Genomic DNA, 19773 nt, shown 5'->3' with positions numbered 1-19773 from the left:
TCCTTTGAAAAGTCCTGTTCCGCTCTTGTGGTGGGCAGGCAACAACACAGCGAGGACGCTGTGGACGACCGGCCTTATTCCGGCTTGGTCGTCCCGCTCTTACGTGATGTGTGCACCCGATATCGGGTAAACATTCATGGAGAGTTTGATCCTGGCTCAGGACGAACGCTGGCGGCGTGCTTAACACATGCAAGTCGAACGATGAAGCCCTTCGGGGTGGATTAGTGGCGAACGGGTGAGTAACACGTGGGCAATCTGCCCTTCACTCTGGGACAAGCCCTGGAAACGGGGTCTAATACCGGATAACACTCCTCAGGGCATCTTGGGGGGTTAAAAGCTCCGGCGGTGAAGGATGAGCCCGCGGCCTATCAGCTTGTTGGTGGGGTGATGGCCTACCAAGGCGACGACGGGTAGCCGGCCTGAGAGGGCGACCGGCCACACTGGGACTGAGACACGGCCCAGACTCCTACGGGAGGCAGCAGTGGGGAATATTGCACAATGGGCGAAAGCCTGATGCAGCGACGCCGCGTGAGGGATGACGGCCTTCGGGTTGTAAACCTCTTTCAGCAGGGAAGAAGCGAAAGTGACGGTACCTGCAGAAGAAGCGCCGGCTAACTACGTGCCAGCAGCCGCGGTAATACGTAGGGCGCAAGCGTTGTCCGGAATTATTGGGCGTAAAGAGCTCGTAGGCGGCTTGTCACGTCGGATGTGAAAGCCCGGGGCTTAACCCCGGGTCTGCATTCGATACGGGCTAGCTAGAGTGTGGTAGGGGAGATCGGAATTCCTGGTGTAGCGGTGAAATGCGCAGATATCAGGAGGAACACCGGTGGCGAAGGCGGATCTCTGGGCCATTACTGACGCTGAGGAGCGAAAGCGTGGGGAGCGAACAGGATTAGATACCCTGGTAGTCCACGCCGTAAACGTTGGGAACTAGGTGTTGGCGACATTCCACGTCGTCGGTGCCGCAGCTAACGCATTAAGTTCCCCGCCTGGGGAGTACGGCCGCAAGGCTAAAACTCAAAGGAATTGACGGGGGCCCGCACAAGCAGCGGAGCATGTGGCTTAATTCGACGCAACGCGAAGAACCTTACCAAGGCTTGACATATACCGGAAACGGCTAGAGATAGTCGCCCCCTTGTGGTCGGTATACAGGTGGTGCATGGCTGTCGTCAGCTCGTGTCGTGAGATGTTGGGTTAAGTCCCGCAACGAGCGCAACCCTTGTTCTGTGTTGCCAGCATGCCCTTCGGGGTGATGGGGACTCACAGGAGACTGCCGGGGTCAACTCGGAGGAAGGTGGGGACGACGTCAAGTCATCATGCCCCTTATGTCTTGGGCTGCACACGTGCTACAATGGCCGGTACAAAGAGCTGCGATGCCGTGAGGCGGAGCGAATCTCAAAAAGCCGGTCTCAGTTCGGATTGGGGTCTGCAACTCGACCCCATGAAGTCGGAGTTGCTAGTAATCGCAGATCAGCATTGCTGCGGTGAATACGTTCCCGGGCCTTGTACACACCGCCCGTCACGTCACGAAAGTCGGTAACACCCGAAGCCGGTGGCCCAACCCCTTGTGGGAGGGAGCTGTCGAAGGTGGGACTGGCGATTGGGACGAAGTCGTAACAAGGTAGCCGTACCGGAAGGTGCGGCTGGATCACCTCCTTTCTAAGGAGCATTTCTTACCAGGTTCGCCTGGTCAGAGGCCATTTCGTCGGCAAACGTCCGGCGGTGGCTCGCTCATGGGTGGAACGTTGACTATTCGGCACGATTGGTTGTTCTTCACTAGTACTGCTTCGGCGTGGAACGTGGGGGATGGATCGGTCGGGCCGGGCACGCTGTTGGGTATCTGAAGGCACGGGCTTTGCCTGTTGGTCTTCGGTCGCCGGCCCCAGTGCACTCGAACCGGTTGGTTCGGGGTGATGGGTGGCTGGTCGTTGTTTGAGAACTGCACAGTGGACGCGAGCATCTGTGGCCAAGTTTTTAAGGGCGCACGGTGGATGCCTTGGCACCAGGAACCGATGAAGGACGTGGGAGGCCACGATAGTCCCCGGGGAGCCGTCAACCAGGCTTTGATCCGGGGGTTTCCGAATGGGGAAACCCGGCAGTCGTCATGGGCTGTCACCCATACCTGAACACATAGGGTATGTGGAGGGAACGAGGGGAAGTGAAACATCTCAGTACCCTCAGGAAGAGAAAACAACCGTGATTCCGGGAGTAGTGGCGAGCGAAACCGGATGAGGCCAAACCGTATGCGTGTGATACCCGGCAGGGGTTGCGCATGCGGGGTTGTGGGATCTCTCTTTCACAGTCTGCCGGCTGTGAGGCGAGTCAGAAACCGTTGGTGTAGGCGAAGGACATGCGAAAGGTCCGGCGTAGAGGGTAAGACCCCCGTAGCTGAAACATCAACGGCTCGTTTGAGAGACACCCAAGTAGCACGGGGCCCGAGAAATCCCGTGTGAATCTGGCGGGACCACCCGCTAAGCCTAAATATTCCCTGGTGACCGATAGCGGATAGTACCGTGAGGGAATGGTGAAAAGTACCGCGGGAGCGGAGTGAAATAGTACCTGAAACCGTGTGCCTACAAGCCGTGGGAGCGTCGCTGGCAGCACTTGTGCTGTCAGTCGTGACTGCGTGCCTTTTGAAGAATGAGCCTGCGAGTTAGCGGTGTGTAGCGAGGTTAACCCGTGTGGGGAAGCCGTAGCGAAAGCGAGTCCGAATAGGGCGTTTGAGTTGCACGCTCTAGACCCGAAGCGGAGTGATCTAGCCATGGGCAGGTTGAAGCGGCTGTAAGAGGTCGTGGAGGACCGAACCCACCAGGGTTGAAAACCTGGGGGATGACCTGTGGTTAGGGGTGAAAGGCCAATCAAACTCCGTGATAGCTGGTTCTCCCCGAAATGCATTTAGGTGCAGCGTCGTGTGTTTCTTGCCGGAGGTAGAGCACTGGATAGGCGATGGGCCCTACCGGGTTACTGACCTTAGCCAAACTCCGAATGCCGGTAAGTGAGAGCGCGGCAGTGAGACTGTGGGGGATAAGCTCCATGGTCGAGAGGGAAACAGCCCAGAGCATCGACTAAGGCCCCTAAGCGTACGCTAAGTGGGAAAGGATGTGGAGTCGCAGAGACAACCAGGAGGTTGGCTTAGAAGCAGCCACCCTTGAAAGAGTGCGTAATAGCTCACTGGTCAAGTGATTCCGCGCCGACAATGTAGCGGGGCTCAAGCGTACCGCCGAAGTCGTGTCATTCATACGTATAGGGCCAACGCCTGTATGGATGGGTAGGGGAGCGTCGTGTGCCGGGTGAAGCTGCAGCGGAAGCTAGTGGTGGACGGTTCACGAGTGAGAATGCAGGCATGAGTAGCGATACACACGTGAGAAACGTGTGCGCCGATTGACTAAGGGTTCCTGGGTCAAGCTGATCTGCCCAGGGTAAGTCGGGACCTAAGGCGAGGCCGACAGGCGTAGTCGATGGACAACCGGTTGATATTCCGGTACCCGCTTTGAAACGCCCAATATCGAATCAGACGATGCTAAGCCCGTGAAGCCGCCCTGATCTCTTCGGAGTTGAGGGGAGTGGTGGAGCCGGTGACCCGGATCTGTAGTAGGTAAGCGATGGGGTGACGCAGGAAGGTAGTCCAGCCCGGGCGGTGGTTGTCCCGGGGTAAGGGTGTAGGACGTTGTCTAGGCAAATCCGGACAACACATAGTCTGAGACCTGATGCCGAGCCGATTGTGGTGAAGTGGATGATCCTATGCTGTCGAGAAAAGCCTCTAGCGAGTTTCATGGCGGCCCGTACCCTAAACCGACTCAGGTGGTCAGGTAGAGAATACCGAGGCGTTCGGGTGAACTATGGTTAAGGAACTCGGCAAAATGCCCCCGTAACTTCGGGAGAAGGGGGGCCATCACTGGTGATCCGATTTACTCGGTGAGCTGGGGGTGGCCGCAGAGACCAGCGAGAAGCGACTGTTTACTAAAAACACAGGTCCGTGCGAAGCCGTAAGGCGATGTATACGGACTGACGCCTGCCCGGTGCTGGAACGTTAAGGGGACCGGTTAGTGATCTTTCGGGGTTGCGAAGCTGAGAACTTAAGCGCCAGTAAACGGCGGTGGTAACTATAACCATCCTAAGGTAGCGAAATTCCTTGTCGGGTAAGTTCCGACCTGCACGAATGGCGTAACGACTTCTCGACTGTCTCAACCATAGGCCCGGTGAAATTGCACTACGAGTAAAGATGCTCGTTTCGCGCAGCAGGACGGAAAGACCCCGGGACCTTTACTACAGTTTGATATTGGTGTTCGGTTCGGCTTGTGTAGGATAGGTGGGAGACTTTGAAGCGGCCACGCCAGTGGTTGTGGAGTCGTCGTTGAAATACCACTCTGGTCGTGCTGGATGTCTAACCTCGGTCCGTGATCCGGATCAGGGACAGTGTCTGATGGGTAGTTTAACTGGGGCGGTTGCCTCCTAAAGAGTAACGGAGGCGCCCAAAGGTTCCCTCAGCCTGGTTGGCAATCAGGTGTTGAGTGTAAGTGCACAAGGGAGCTTGACTGTGAGACCGACGGGTCGAGCAGGGACGAAAGTCGGGACTAGTGATCCGGCGGTGGCTTGTGGAAGCGCCGTCGCTCAACGGATAAAAGGTACCCCGGGGATAACAGGCTGATCTTCCCCAAGAGTCCATATCGACGGGATGGTTTGGCACCTCGATGTCGGCTCGTCGCATCCTGGGGCTGGAGTCGGTCCCAAGGGTTGGGCTGTTCGCCCATTAAAGCGGTACGCGAGCTGGGTTTAGAACGTCGTGAGACAGTTCGGTCCCTATCCGCTGCGCGCGCAGGAACATTGAGAAGGGCTGTCCCTAGTACGAGAGGACCGGGACGGACGAACCTCTGGTGTGCCAGTTGTCCTGCCAAGGGCATGGCTGGTTGGCTACGTTCGGAAAGGATAACCGCTGAAAGCATCTAAGCGGGAAGCCTGCTTCGAGATGAGTGTTCCCACCTCCTTGAGAGGGTAAGGCTCCCAGTAGACGACTGGGTTGATAGGCCAGATGTGGAAGCCTCGTAAGGGGTGGAGCTGACTGGTACTAATAGGCCGAGGGCTTGTCCTCAGTTGCTCGCGTCCACTGTGTTTGTTCTGAAGCAATGAACAGCTGTCAGAGCCCCTGCTTGGGGTTCCGGTGTTCAACTTCATAGTGTTTCGGTGGTCATAGCGTTAGGGAAACGCCCGGTTACATTCCGAACCCGGAAGCTAAGCCTTTCAGCGCCGATGGTACTGCAGGGGGGACCCTGTGGGAGAGTAGGACGCCGCCGAACAATCTTTCAACGCTGGCCCCTGAACTTCGGTTCACGGGCCAGCGTTTTTTTGTGCCCGCTTACCTGGCGTTCATGTGCCAAGAGGACGATCCGCTGTCATGGGGATGACAGGAGTGCTCAAGTCCGCCGGTGTCGCCGCCGGCGACGAGGTGATCGTGCCGGCCTTCGACTCCGGTGAGTTGGCGCGCTCGATCGTCGCGGCCGGGGCCGTGCCGGTGTTCGCCGATATCGATCCGCTCAGTTACTGCCTCGCCCCACAGGCCGTCGGCGCGGCCCTCACGTCCAGGACGTGCGCCGTCGTACTCGTACACCGCTTCGGGTATCCGGCCGATGTCGCCCCGTTCTCCGAACTGGCCGCCGGACATGGGGTGTTGCTCTTGGAGCAGCGGGAGCGGGAACAGCAGGAAGACCGTACCGTCGCGGATGGGGAGATGGCCCAACGACGGTCGCGGGCACGGTACTTGGATCGGCGGCTTGTCGGGGTGGAGACGCCCACGGCAGCCGAGGGGCATCGCTATCAGCAGTACGTCGTGCGAGTTCCCGGCAACGGACGGCCGGACCGGGACGCGTTCGCACGGTTGTTGCGGCGGCGCGGGGTCGCGTGCGAGGTGCCCGTGCCCATTCCCGTACACCGGATGCGGGAGTTCAGGCGGGACGGGTGGATGCTGGCCGAGACGGAGCGGGCCGCTGACGAGACGCTCGCGCTGCCGGCGCTCGACGGGCTTTCGGAGCCGGAATTGCGGCGGTTGGTCTCGGTCTGCAACGCCCTCGGCGGGCTTTTGCAGCCCGCGTAGCGCGGTACCGGTGATCGTGGTTCGGAACACCGTCTGATTCGGGGTATGCTTTATCTCGTTGGTGAGGGGGGAAACCCCGAAACAACAACAGGCCCCTATAGCTCAGTCGGTAGAGCGTCTCCATGGTAAGGAGAAGGTCTGCGGTTCGATTCCGCATGGGGGCTCAGGAATACGAAAGGCCCCGCCCATTGGGCGGGGCCTTTCGCGTACCCGCTCGCGGTTATCGCTTGTCCTGTTCCGGGATGCGCAGGGCCAGGATCGCCATGTCGTCGGAGGCCGGTTCGGCGGCGAATCGCTCTACCGCGCGCAGTACGCGGGCTGCGACGGCGCCGGCGGTGAGGCCCGTGCACGTGGCGAGGACGTCGGTGAGGCCGTCGTCGCCGAGCATGCGCGTGCCCTCGCGGCGCTCGGTGATCCCGTCGGTCACGCACAGCAGGACGTCACCGGGGTCCAGCGTGATCGTCTGCTCGTACAGCTCCAGGTCCTCCATGACGCCGAGGAGGGGCTGGGGTTCGGCGGCCGGTTCGACGGTGCCGTCCTGGCGCAGGCGCAGCGGCAGCGGATGGCCGGCGCAGACGATCTTCAGGATGGCGCTGCCGTCCTCCTGTGGCCACAACTCGCCGTAGAGAAGGGTGAGGAAGCGACTGCGGGCCCCTTCGTCGAGGATCGCCGCGTTGAGGCGCTCCAGGACGGCGGGGCCGCCGAAGCCCTCGCGGGCGAGCAGGCGCAGGGCGTGCCGGGCCAGGCCGGTGACCGCGGCGGCCTCCGGGCCCGTACCGCAGACGTCGCCGATGGCGAAGCCGTACGCGCCGTCGCGGATGGGGAAGAGGTCGTAGAAGTCACCGCCCACCTCGTTGCCCTCGCCGGCCGCACGGTAGATCACCTCGACCTCGACGCCCGGGATCTGGGGCAGGCCTGGCGGGAGCAGGCTGCGCTGGAGGGAGCGGCTGATGGCCATGCGCTCGGAGTAGAGGCGGGCGTTGTCGAGCGCGAGGGCGGCCCGGCGGGAGAGGTCCTCGGCGAGTTCGAGGATCTCCTGACGGAAATGGTCGTCCGACGGTTTGCCAAGGGTCAGCATGCCGATGACGCGGTTGCGGGCCACGAGCGGCAGGACGACGGTTTCCCCGCCGACGGCGGCCGCGGTCGACAAGGTGGTGCCGATTCCGCCGCCCACGTGCGGGCTGCCGGAACGCCCCAGGTCGCGCATCGAGACGCGGAGCGCGTCCTGATGCGCGGCCTCGCTGGGCGCGAGCCAGACCCGGGCGCCCGGGGTGGGTACCGGCTCCGGGGGGTCGATCTTGGCGAGGAGGGCCTTGAGGCCGTCGATGCGTTCCTCGTCCTCGTGCAGGACGTAGGAGAGGTACGGGTCGGAGGCCTGGTCGGCGATGGTGTAGACGGCGCACCAGGTGGCCAGGGTCGGGACCGTCATCTGGGCCATGAGGGCCAGCGTCTGGTCGCGGTCCAGGGTGCCGGCCAGGAGGTCGGAGGCCTCGACCAGGAAGCTCAACGAGCCTCTGCGCAGGCGTTCCAGCTCGCCCAGGCGAGCCGATTCGACGGCCAGGGCGATGCGGTCGGCGGCGAACTGGAGGCGCAGTGCCTCCTCGTTGGAGTAGCGGCCGGGGGACTCCGCGGCCACACCGAGCGAGCCGGTGAGGCGGCCCTCGACCTTGAGCGGAACAGTGACGACCGAGCGCATGCCGGTGCTTTCGAGGAGCGGCACGGCGCCGGGGACGGCCGCGAGGTCCTCGTGGACGGCGGGCATCCGCGCCGAGCCGTACCGTCCGGTGCCCGCCTCCACGGGGACGCGGGCGAAGCGCTGGCGGGCGGAGGGGAGCCCGGTGGTGGCCCGTACCTCCAGCTCCGTCTCGTCGTCGGTGGCGAGCAGCAGGAAGGCGGAGTCGCCGTCCAGCATGTCGCGGGCGCGTTCGACGGTGCGCTGGAGCAGGCCGTCGAGGTCTTCGGGGGCGGGGGATCCGATGAAGACCTCGAACGGGTCGAGGTTACGGTTGTCGCCATGGGCGGCGGGGTCGGTGGCGGGCTGGCGGACGGGGGTCTGGAGCACCGCCCGCTCGTCGTCGCGCACCAGCAGGCAGACCGTGGAGGGCTCGCCCTCGGCGTCGCGCACGCGCAGGTGGGATGCGTACACGGGGACCACACGGCCGTCGGCGCCTCTTATCCCGTAACTGCCTTCCCAGCGCGAGAGTTGGAGGGCCTCCACGATGCCGGTGGAGGTGCCGGGGGTGTGCGGCCAGGCGGCGAAGTCGGTGAGGGCCTTGCCGGTGACCTGGTCGGCCGGGTAGCCGAACAGCTCCTCGGCGTCCTCGTTCCAGGCGCGCACGGCGCCGGCGCGGTCGATCTGGACGACCGCGACGCGGACCCTGCCGTCGGTGACGGGAAGCAGCGCCGTGGGGAGGGCCGGGCCCGCGGAGCGGGTGCCCACCGAGCGCTCGGGGAGGTCGAGTTGGAACCAGACGTTCTTCCTGGCCGGTGTGTACTCGACGCCCCAGCGGGAGGCGAGGGCGGCGCAGAGCAGCAGTCCGCGGCCGTTCTCGCGGTCGGGTCCCGCGATGTCGGCGGGGGACCCGAGGAGCGGAATCTCACGTTCGGGGTAGTGGTCGGCCACTTCTACGCGTACGCCGTCCTCGGAGCGCAGGCACAGGACGTCCGCCTTGGTACCGGCGTGGACGACCGCGTTGGTGACGAGCTCGCTGGTCAGGACCACGGCGTCGTCCACGACGTCCGCATACCCCCATCCCTGGAGGGTGTCCCGGACGAAGGCGCGGGCGGTCGCGACCGACCGCCCGACAGGGTCGAAGCTGGCTGCCGCCCGCGCGGTGATCACAGAACTCCTCGTACGCGTCTCGACGCCCGGATCTCCTTGGCGGGGCTCCGGAACGTGCCCTCCGGGAATCAACAGTCCCATGTCGGCCCGCCCCCTCCGGTGTCCCGCGATCGTCCTTTTGTGCCGCCCTCCCCCAAGCTCTACCGAGCAAAGGGGACAAACCGCCCCCTCGCCGGGCGGACCGGGGCGGCTGGACAGCCGGATGCCAGGTTACTTACCTTCACTGTCCGAGCGGATGCCGGTCACCAGTGTTTCCGTCCTTCGAGGGCGGGGACGGATATGCGAAGCTGCCGAACTGTTATGGCCTGGTTCGGCCATGGTGAAACACTGGGCATGCTTCCCGAGGCATCCCGGGTAGTGCGGTCAACCCTTGCGGGAGGGACACGGTGGAGTCTGGCGCAGCAGCGCGGGGCGTAGGCACGCGCGCGAAGGACGAGCAGTCCCGGACTCAACAGGCCCGGAGCGGCAAGCAACGCGGGGGCAATGGGACGACCGAGGTGGACACCGCTGCACTGCAGCGGCTGCTCGCGGCGCTGGCGTCGATGCGGGACGGGAACTTCCGCAAGAGGCTGACGGTCTCCGGCGACGGCGTGATGACGGAGATCGCCGCCGTCTTCAACGAGGTCGCGGACCGGAACCTGCATCTGACCGGCGAGATCGCCCGGGTGCGCAGGATGGTCGGGCGCGAGGGGAAGCTGACCGAGCGGCTTGAGAACGGGGCCTGCGAAGGGTCCTGGGCTGCCGCGATCGACGCCTCGAACGCGCTGGTGGACGATCTCGCGCGGCCGGTCTCGGAGGTCGGGCGGGTGCTTTCGGCGGTTGCCGAGGGTGATCTGGAACAGCGGATGGACCTGCGTTCGCACGGCAGCGACGGCGCCGAGCGGCCGCTGCGCGGTGAGTTCCTCAAGGTCGGGCGGACCGTCAACAACCTGGTCGACCAGCTGTCGGCCTTCACCGACGAGGTGACGCGGGTCGCCCTTGAGGTCGGCACGGAGGGCAAGCTCGGCGGCCAGGCCCAGGTGCGCGGTATGTCGGGTTCCTGGAAAGATCTGACGGATTCCGTCAACACCATGGCGTACCGGCTGACCGCACAGGTACGTGACATTGCTCTCGTTACGACGGCGGTCGCCAAGGGCGATCTGTCGCGCAAGGTCACGGTGCACGTGGCCGGCGAGATGCTCCAGCTGAAGAACACCGTGAACACGATGGTCGACCAGCTGTCCTCCTTCTCCTCCGAGGTGACCCGCGTGGCGCGCGAGGTCGGCACCGAGGGTGAGCTGGGCGGTCAGGCGCAGGTGCCGGGCGTGGCCGGGGTGTGGAAGGACCTCACCGACTCCGTCAACGTGATGGCGACGAACCTGACCGCACAGGTGCGCGGGATCGCCCAGGTGACGACGGCCGTGGCCAGCGGCGACCTGTCGCAGAAGGTCACCGTCAACGCGCGCGGCGAGGTCGCGCAGCTGGCGGAGACCATCAACCAGATGACCGAGACGCTGCGTACGTTCGCGGACGAGGTCACCCGGGTCGCCAACGAGGTCGGCGCGGAGGGCCTGCTCGGTGGGCAGGCGCAGGTGCCCGGTGCTGCGGGCACCTGGAAGGACCTGACGGATTCCGTCAACACCGTCTTCCGCAATCTGACGACCCAGGTGCGGGACATCGCGCAGGTGACGACGGCGGTCGCCAGCGGTGACATGAGCCAGAAGGTCACCGTCGACGTGGCCGGCGAGATGCTGGAGCTGAAGAACACCGTCAACACGATGGTCGACCAGCTCCAGTCGTTCGGTTCAGAGGTGACCCGGGTGGCGCGCGAGGTCGGCATCGAGGGCCGGCTGGGCGGGCAGGCGGAAGTACCCGGTGCCGCGGGGACGTGGAAGGACCTGACGGATTCCGTCAACACCGCGTTCCGTAACCTCACCGGTCAGGTGCGCGACATCGCCCAGGTGACGACGGCGGTCGCCAACGGCGACCTGTCGCAGAAGGTCACCGTCGATGTCGCGGGCGAGATGCTGGAGTTGAAGAACACCGTCAACACGATGGTGGCGCAGCTGTCGTCGTTCGCCGACCAGGTCACGCGGATGGCGCGGGACGTGGGCACCGAGGGCCGCCTCGGCGGCCAGGCGCGGGTCGACGGCGTGTCCGGCACCTGGAAGGAACTCACCGACTCCGTCAACTTCATGGCGGGAAACCTGACTTCACAGGTGCGTCAGATCGCCCAGGTGACGACGGCGGTGGCGCGCGGTGACCTGTCGCAGAAGATCGACGTGGACGCGCGCGGCGAGATGCTGGAGTTGAAGAACACCATCAACACGATGGTCGACCAGCTCTCGGCCTTCGCCGAGCAGGTCACCCGGGTCGCCCGCGAGGTGGGCACCGACGGCCGTCTCGGCGGGCAGGCGCAGGTGCCCGGCGTCGCCGGGGTGTGGCGTGACCTGACGGACTCCGTGAACGGCATGGCCGGCAACCTCACGGCGCAGGTGCGCAACATCGCCCAGGTCGCCACGGCGGTGGCGCGCGGTGACCTGTCGCAGAAGATCGACGTGGACGCCCGCGGCGAGATCCTGGAACTGAAGAACACCCTCAACACGATGGTGGACCAGCTGTCCAACTTCGCCGAGCAGGTCACCCGGGTGGCGCGCGAGGTGGGCACGGAGGGAATTCTGGGCGGTCAGGCCGAGGTGCAGGGCGTGTCCGGCACCTGGAAGGACCTCACCCAGTCCGTCAACTTCATGGCGAACAACCTGACTTCACAGGTGCGCAACATCGCCGAGGTGACGACGGCGGTCGCCGAGGGCGACCTCTCCAAGAAGATCACCGTCGACTCCAAGGGCGAGATCCTGGAGCTGGTGACGACCGTCAACACCATGGTCGACCAGCTGTCCAACTTCGCCGACGAGGTCACCCGAGTCGCCCGTGAGGTGGGCACCGAGGGCATCCTGGGCGGTCAGGCCCGGGTGCGCGGGGTCACCGGCATCTGGAAGGACCTCAGCGACAACGTCAACCTGATGGCGGCGAACCTGACGACCCAGGTGCGCAACATCTCCCGCGTCTCGGCCGCGGTCGCCAACGGTGACCTCACCAAGAAGGTGACGGTCGAGGCGCGCGGCGAGGTCGCCGAGCTCGCCGACACCGTCAACACCATGGTGACGACGCTGTCCTCGTTCGCCGAGCAGGTCACCAAGGTGGCCCGTGAGGTGGGCACGGACGGCATCCTGGGCGGTCAGGCGCGGGTGCCCGGTGTCTCCGGTACGTGGAAGGACCTCACCGAATCGGTGAACTCCATGGCCGACAACCTCACCGGCCAGGTGCGGCAGATCGCCACCGTCACCACCGCAATCGCCCAGGGCGATCTGACCAAGAAGATCGACATCGATGCGCGCGGCGAGATCCAGGAGCTGAAGAACACCATCAACACGATGGTCGACCAGCTGTCCTCGTTCGGTCAGGAGGTCACCCGGGTCGCTCGCGAGGTGGGTACCGAGGGTCAGTTGGGCGGTCACGCCCGGGTGCGCGACGTCGACGGGACCTGGCGCGATCTCACCGAATCGGTGAACGAGATGGCCGGGAACCTGACCCGGCAGGTGCGCGCCATCGCGGCCGTCGCCACGGCGGTGACGCGCGGCGACCTCAATCTGAAGATCGACGTGGACGCGGCGGGCGAGATCCAGGCCCTCCAGGACAACATCAACACCATGATCGCCAACCTGCGCGACACCACCGTCGCCAACAAGGAGCAGGACTGGCTCAAGGGCAACCTCGCCCGCATCTCCGGTCTGATGCAGGGCCGCCGCGACCTGGACGACGTGGCTTCGCTGATCATGAGCGAGCTGACGCCGGTCGTCTCGGCACAGCACGGCGCGTTCTTCCTGGCGCTGCCGACCGGCGGTGGCTCCGAGGTGAGCGGCGACGGCGAGGGATCGTACGAGCTGCGGATGCGCGGGAGTTACGGATACTCCGCCGGTTCGATGCCGACCTCCTTCCGGCCCGGTGAGACGCTGATCGGCACGGCCGCCGAGGAGAAGCGGACCATCCTGGTCGAGAACGTGCCGCCGGGCTACCTCAAGATCTCCTCCGGGCTCGGCGAGGCGCCGCCCGCGCATGTGATCGTGCTGCCGGTGCTCTTCGAGGGGAAGGTCCTCGGAGTGATCGAGCTGGCGTCGTTCCAGCCGTTCACCCACATCCAGAAGGACTTCCTCAACCAGATCGCCGAGATGATCGCGACGAGCGTCAACACCATCTCCGTCAACTCCAAGACCGAGGTGCTGCTCAAGCAGTCCCAGGAGCTCACCGAGCAACTGCGCGAGCGGTCGGCCGAGTTGGAGAACCGGCAGCGGGCGCTTCAGGCCTCCAACGCCGAACTGGAGGAGAAGGCCGAGCTGCTCGCCCAGCAGAACCGCGACATCGAGGTGAAGAACACCGAGATCGAGGAGGCCCGGCAGGTCCTGGAGGAGCGCGCCGAGCAGCTCGCGGTCTCCATGCGCTACAAGTCGGAGTTCCTGGCGAACATGTCGCACGAGCTGCGCACGCCGCTCAACTCCCTGCTCATTCTCGCCAAGTTGCTCGCCGACAACGCGGACGCGAACCTCACGCCCAAGCAGGTCGAGTTCGCCGAGACGATCCACGGGGCGGGCTCCGACCTGCTCCAGCTGATCAACGACATCCTCGACCTCTCCAAGGTCGAGGCCGGCAAGATGGACGTCTCGCCGACCAGGATCGCGCTGGTCCAGCTGGTCGACTATGTGGAAGCGACCTTCCGCCCGCTGACGGCGGAGAAGGGCCTCGACTTCTCCGTACGGGTCTCGCCCGAGCTGCCCGCGACGCTGCACACCGACGAGCAGCGCCTCCTGCAGGTGCTGCGCAACCTGCTGTCCAACGCGGTGAAGTTCACCGACAGCGGCGCCGTGGAGCTCGTCATCCGCCCGGCCGGTTCCGACGTCCCCGACGCCATCAGGGAACAGCTCCTGGAGTCGGGCTCGCTGCGCGACGCCGACGCCGACCTGATCGCTTTCTCGGTCACCGACACCGGCATCGGGATCGCGGCCGGCAAGATGCGGGTCATCTTCGAGGCGTTCAAGCAGGCGGACGGCACGACCAGCCGCAAGTACGGCGGTACCGGCCTCGGCCTCTCCATCAGCCGGGAGATCGCGCGGCTGCTCGGCGGTGAGATCCACGCGGCCAGCGAGCCGGGGCGCGGCTCCACCTTCACCCTGTATCTCCCGTTCCATCTCAGCGAGTTGTCCCCGCAGGGCTATCCGCAGCTCGTCCCCGGCGGCATGGAGCCGTCGGCGGCCCTCGCCCTCGAAGGCGTACGCCCCGACGCGGGCGAGCACAACGGTGGCCCGCACGCCGGGCCGGGGGAGGGGCAGCCCGGGACGGCCGGGTTGTTCAGGCGGCGGCGCAAGGCACTGGGCTCGGACGGCCGGACGTCGAGTGGCGGACAGTCCGCCGCCGGAAGCGACGACTGGGCGGCGGCCGAACCTGAGCGGACGCCCGCGCGGAGCTTCCACTTCGCCGGCGAGAAGGTGCTGATCGTCGACGACGACGTACGCAATGTCTTCGCGCTCACCAGCGTCCTGGAACAGCACGGGCTGTCGGTGCTGTACGCGGAGAACGGGCGGGAGGGCATCGAGGTCCTGGAACAGCACGAGGACACCGCCGTCGTGCTGATGGACATCATGATGCCCGAGATGGACGGCTATGCCACGACCTCGGCGATTCGCCGGATGCCGCAGTTCGCCGGGCTGCCGATCGTCGCGCTGACCGCGAAGGCAATGAAGGGGGACCGCGAGAAGGCCATCGAGTCGGGAGCTTCCGACTATGTGACGAAGCCGGTCGACCCGGACCATTTGCTCTCCGTCATGGAGCAGTGGATGAGCGGAAAATGATCGTTGGGCGCCCGCATCACCAGGGGTTGCTGACTGAGTGTGGCCGAAGGCGTGTGAGACGGCGGTATTCGGGGAACCTTCTGGTCTCCCACCGCGTTTCTGCTACGTGCACAGTGACATCGCGGTGACAGGGTGTGGCGACAGGCGGGGTGCGGCTACCATGACCGGCACAAGGACGGGCGACGCAAGGGAGTCGTCCCCTGGGGCGGCGCCCGGTGCACTGCCGGGGCGAGGAGGACGGGCCATGGTGCAGAAGGCCAAGATCCTCCTGGTCGATGACCGGCCGGAGAATCTGCTGGCGCTGGAGGCCATCCTCTCTGCGCTCGATCAGACACTGGTGCGGGCATCGTCAGGGGAGGAAGCGCTCAAAGCGCTGCTTACGGACGATTTCGCGGTCATTCTGCTGGACGTCCAGATGCCGGGGATGGACGGGTTCGAGACCGCCGCGCACATCAAGAGGCGCGAGCGGACGCGGGACATCCCGATCATCTTCCTCACGGCCATCAACCACGGGCCGCATCACACCTTCCGCGGCTACGCGGCGGGTGCGGTGGACTACATCTCGAAGCCGTTCGACCCCTGGGTGCTGCGCGCCAAGGTGTCGGTGTTCGTCGAGCTGTACATGAAGAACTGCCAACTGCGCGAGCAGGCGGCGCTGCTGCGGCTCCAGTTGGAAGGCGGCGCGGGCACGCACGGCGGCGCGGCCAGGGAGTCCGCGGGCCTGCTGGCCGAACTGTCCGCGCGGCTCGCGGCAGTTGAGGAGCAGGCGGAGGCGCTCTCCAAGCAGCTCGACGACGACTCGGCGGACGCCGCCGCGGTAGCGACCGCGGCCCACCTGGAGCGCAAGCTCACCGGCCTGCGGCGGGCGTTGGACGCGCTGGAGCCCGGCGCCGGTGGCGCGCCCACCCTTCCCTCGCAGAACTGACGGCCCCGGATCTGACGCCGCGTCCGGCTGAGGCGGCGTCATCGTCCTTCACCCGTACGACACGGACGGGTGAAGCCGTAGGCACACGTGTCCACCGCCGCCGACCCAGGTAACCTCAGCACCATGGCCTCACGTACGTCCGGCAAGGGTTCCCAGGGCACGGCGGGCACCGCGAAGCGCACCGGCCGTACCCCGGCGAAGAAGGCTGCGCCCGCCAAGAAGGCCGCGGCCCCCAAGGCACCCGCGAAGAAGACGGCACCCAAGAAGGCGCCCGTGAAGAAGGCGGCCGCCCCCAGGCCCGCACCGAAGGCGGCGCCGTCGCCGACGGGCGGCCTGTACAAGCTGGTGCGCGCCGTCTGGCTCGGGGCGGCCCACGCGGTCGGCGCGCTGTTCCGGGGAATAGGACGCGGCGCCAAGGGACTCGACCCGGCGCACCGCAAGGACGGCGTCGCCCTGCTGCTCCTCGGCCTCGCGCTGATCGTCGCCGCCGGCACCTGGTCGAATCTGCGCGGCCCGGTCGGCGGCCTCGTGCAGATGCTGGTGACCGGCGCCTTCGGCCGGCTCGACGTGGTGGTGCCGCTGCTGCTCGGCGCCATCGCGATCCGGCTGATCCTCTATCCGGAGAAGCCCGAGGCCAACGGCCGGATCGTGATCGGCCTCTCCGCGCTCGTCCTCGGGGTCCTGGGCCAGGTCCACATCGCCTGCGGTTCGCCGGGCCGGGGCGATGGCACCGAGGCCATGCAGGACGCGGGCGGGCTGATCGGCTGGGCCTCGTCCAAGCCGCTCGAATTCACCCTCGGCGACGTGCTGGCCGTGCCGATGCTGGTGCTGCTCACCGTCTTCGGACTGCTCGTGGTCACCGCGACCCCGGTCAACGCCATCCCGCAGCGGCTGCGGCTGCTCGGGGTCAAGCTCGGCGTCCTCGAACCGCTCCCGCACGAGGTGGAGGGCGGCGAGGAGGAGCCGTACGACGACGAGTGGCGCGAGGCCGAGCCCGCGCCCCGCACCCGGCGCCGTTCCACCGCCCCGGTCGAGCAGGACCCCGACCACGCCGAGGAGGCGGCGCTCTCGCGGCGCCGCAAGCCCCGGCGGTCCTCGGTGCAACCCGCGTTCGGCGCCGGGATGGACCCGGTGGACGTGGCAGCCGCCGCGGCCGCGGCCCTGGACGGAGCGGTCCTCAACGGACTGCCCCCCTCGCCCGTCGTCGCCGACCTCACGCAGGGCGTCCTGGTCGAGCGGGACCGGGAACAGGCGACGCCGCTGCCGACCGCTCGGGCCGCCGAGCCCGAGGCGCCGGCGGCGCCGAAGGCCACGCCGGGCGCGAAGCCCGTTGTCATGGATCTGACGAAGCCGGCGCCCGCCGCGGCCGAGCCGCTGCCCCCGCGCGCCGAACAGCTCCAGCTCGCCGGGGACATCACCTACGCGCTGCCCTCCCTGGACCTCCTGGAGAAGGGCGGGCCCGGCAAGACGCGCAGCGCGGCCAACGACGCCGTGGTCGCCTCGCTGCAGAACGTCTTCATGGAGTTCAAGGTCGACGCCAACGTCACCGGCTTCACCCGCGGTCCGACCGTCACGCGCTACGAGGTGGAGCTCGGGCCCGCGGTGAAGGTGGAGCGGATCACCGCCCTCGCCAAGAACATCGCGTACGCGGTCGCCAGCCCGGACGTGCGGATCATCTCGCCGATTCCGGGGAAATCAGCGGTCGGTATCGAGATTCCCAACACCGACCGCGAGATGGTCAACCTCGGTGACGTGCTGCGGCTCGCGGACGCGGCCGAGGACGACCATCCGATGCTGGTCGCGCTCGGCAAGGACGTCGAGGGCGGCTACGTGATGGCCAACCTCGCCAAGATGCCGCACGTCCTGGTCGCCGGTGCCACCGGTTCCGGAAAGTCCTCCTGCATCAACTGCCTGATCACCTCGGTGATGGTGCGGGCGACGCCCGAAGACGTGCGGATGGTCCTGGTCGACCCCAAGCGCGTCGAGCTGACGGCGTACGAGGGCATTCCGCACCTCATCACGCCGATCATCACCAACCCCAAGCGGGCCGCCGAGGCACTCCAGTGGGTCGTGCGCGAGATGGACCTGCGCTACGACGACCTGGCGGCGTTCGGCTTCCGGCACATCGACGACTTCAACGAGGCGATCCGCACCGGCAAGGTGAAGCTGCCCGAGGGCAGTGAGCGCGAGCTGACGCCGTATCCGTACCTGCTGGTGATCGTCGACGAGCTCGCGGACCTGATGATGGTCGCGCCGCGCGACGTCGAGGACGCGATCGTCCGGATCACCCAGCTGGCCCGTGCGGCCGGCATCCATCTGGTGCTCGCCACCCAGCGGCCCTCCGTCGACGTCGTCACCGGCCTGATCAAGGCGAACGTGCCCTCGCGGCTCGCGTTCGCGACGTCCTCGCTGGCCGACAGCCGGGTCATCCTCGACCAGCCGGGTGCCGAGAAGCTGATCGGCAAGGGCGACGGCCTGTTCCTGCCGATGGGTGCGAACAAGCCGGTCCGGCTCCAGGGCGCCTTCGTCACCGAGAACGAGATCGCGGCGGTCGTCCAGCACTGCAAGGACCAGATGGCCCCGGTCTTCCGGGACGACGTCACCGTCGGCACCAAGCAGAAAAAGGAGATCGACGAGGAGATCGGCGACGATCTCGACCTGCTGTGCCAGGCGGCCGAGCTGGTGGTCTCCACCCAGTTCGGATCGACCTCGATGCTCCAGCGCAAGCTGCGGGTGGGCTTCGCGAAGGCGGGCCGGCTGATGGACCTGATGGAGTCACGGAACATCGTCGGGCCCAGCGAGGGCTCCAAGGCCCGGGACGTTCTGGTCAAGCCGGACGAACTCGATGGAGTGCTCGCCGTGATCCGTGGGGAGGCTCCCTGAGTGCGCGGGGGAACAGATGGGGAAGGGTGCTGTCACCGGGCAGGATCCGCCGTCTGACAGCGGGATTTCAGCGGACGGTTTCCGTTGGCTGACAGCCGGTCGGGCGAAACAGCACCCGTACGGGATGTCCGAGCAACCGTTTCCCTTGGACGTACGTCAAGTTGAGGGAGGGACGGAACCGTGCGATGTCAGCGATCCCGTTGCCAGGGGTGCGGCCATACCGATGGCGTACAAAGACCGCTCTCCCGGTTGCCTCACCCTTTCGTACCCCCCCTAGACTGAACACCCAGCAGGTGGCTCACGCTCGAAAGGCGCCCCCGTGTCCATCGGCAACTCTCCCGAAGACGACCGGCCTTCGATCGAAGACGACGGGCCATCGATCGGTCGCGCACTCCAGCAGGCCCGTATCGCCTCCGGACTGACGGTCGACGAGGTCAGTTCCACCACGCGGGTGCGCATCCCCATCGTGCACGCGATCGAGCAGGACGACTTCTCGCGGTGCGGCGGCGATGTGTACGCACGCGGTCACATCCGTACGTTCGCCCAGGCCGTCGGCCTCGATCCGGCCCCGCTGGTCGCGCAGTACGACGACGATCACGGCGGTCGTCCCGTACCCACCCCCGCGGCACCACTGTTCGAGGCGGAGCGGATCCGGGCCGATCCGCGCCGGCCCAACTGGACCGCCGCCATGGTCGCGGCGATCGTCGTGGTCATCGGCTTCGTCGGCTTCACCGCCTTCGGCGGCGGCGACAAGGGTAAGCCCGACCGGGCGGTGGCCGAAGGCCCCTCCCAGCAGAAGTCCAGCGCGCCGCCCCGCCCCACCCCGTCCAAGCCCGCCCCGCCCAAGCCGCCGGCCCCGTCGGACAGCGCGATCGCCGCCGTCCCGGCCGACAAGGTCACCGTCAAGATCACGGCCACTACCGACAAGAGCTGGATCTCGGCCAAGGACCACAACGGGCAGATGCTCTTCGACGGTCTCCTCCAAAAGGGCGAGGCCCAGACGTTCCAGGACGCCCAGAAGGTCGACCTGATCCTCGGCAACGCTGGGGCGATCGAGCTCTACGTCAACGGCAAGAAGATCGAGAACAAATTCGAGGATGGCCAGGTCGAGCGGCTGAGCTACACCAAGGGAGACCCGCAGGTCGGCTGAGCC

General features: G+C 66.1%; 6 protein-coding genes, 1 tRNA gene and 3 rRNA genes. 9 read left to right on the top strand and 1 reads right to left on the bottom strand.

Features of this window, described 5'->3' with window-relative positions; all coding sequences use genetic code 11:
- Window positions 1-133: 133 nt before the first annotated feature.
- From OG522_RS10495 to OG522_RS10475, 5 genes are all read left to right on the top strand, one after another.
- Window positions 134-1659, top strand: a 16S ribosomal RNA gene (locus OG522_RS10495).
- 305 nt (window positions 1660-1964) lie between these two features.
- Window positions 1965-5089: ribosomal RNA gene (locus OG522_RS10490) — 23S ribosomal RNA — on the top strand.
- Window positions 5090-5177: 88 nt separating this feature from the next.
- Window positions 5178-5294: ribosomal RNA gene (gene rrf, locus OG522_RS10485) — 5S ribosomal RNA — on the top strand.
- The 16S, 23S and 5S rRNA genes sit together here, the layout of an rRNA operon.
- Window positions 5295-5407: 113 nt before the next feature.
- Window positions 5408-6088, top strand: a complete 681-nt coding sequence (locus OG522_RS10480; RefSeq protein WP_443074826.1) for a DegT/DnrJ/EryC1/StrS family aminotransferase — start codon at window positions 5408-5410, stop codon at window positions 6086-6088.
- Window positions 6089-6179: 91 nt separating this feature from the next.
- Window positions 6180-6252: transfer RNA gene (locus OG522_RS10475), tRNA-Thr, on the top strand.
- Window positions 6253-6308: 56 nt separating this feature from the next.
- Here the strand turns inward: OG522_RS10475 and OG522_RS10470 are convergent.
- Window positions 6309-9011 carry a SpoIIE family protein phosphatase gene (locus OG522_RS10470; RefSeq protein WP_329462686.1) on the bottom strand — a complete coding sequence of 901 codons (2703 nt, stop codon included), beginning with the start codon at window positions 9009-9011 and terminating at the stop codon, window positions 6309-6311.
- Between the two features lie 305 nt (window positions 9012-9316).
- On the opposite strand from OG522_RS10470, the gene OG522_RS10465 reads away from it, so the two are divergent.
- From OG522_RS10465 to OG522_RS10450, 4 genes are all read left to right on the top strand, one after another.
- The gene (locus OG522_RS10465) at window positions 9317-14812 is read left to right on the top strand and encodes a HAMP domain-containing protein (RefSeq protein WP_329462685.1); all 5496 of its coding nucleotides are present in this window, start codon (window positions 9317-9319) and stop codon (window positions 14810-14812) included.
- Between the two features lie 244 nt (window positions 14813-15056).
- Window positions 15057-15737, top strand: coding sequence for a response regulator (locus tag OG522_RS10460; protein WP_329462684.1), 681 nt, complete (start codon window positions 15057-15059; stop codon window positions 15735-15737).
- Window positions 15738-15860: 123 nt separating this feature from the next.
- The gene (locus tag OG522_RS10455) at window positions 15861-18620 is read left to right on the top strand and encodes a DNA translocase FtsK (RefSeq protein WP_329462683.1); all 2760 of its coding nucleotides are present in this window, start codon (window positions 15861-15863) and stop codon (window positions 18618-18620) included.
- A gap of 319 nt (window positions 18621-18939) precedes the next feature.
- Window positions 18940-19770 carry a helix-turn-helix domain-containing protein gene (locus OG522_RS10450; RefSeq protein WP_329462682.1) on the top strand — a complete coding sequence of 277 codons (831 nt, stop codon included), beginning with the start codon at window positions 18940-18942 and terminating at the stop codon, window positions 19768-19770.
- Window positions 19771-19773 lie beyond the last annotated feature (3 nt).

The sequence above is a fragment of the Streptomyces sp. NBC_01431 genome (assembly GCF_036231355.1).
Taxonomy (GTDB): Bacteria; Actinomycetota; Actinomycetes; order Streptomycetales; family Streptomycetaceae; genus Streptomyces.
The sequence above is the reverse complement of the archived record's forward strand: the minus strand, read 5'-3'. Positions and strand labels throughout refer to the sequence as shown.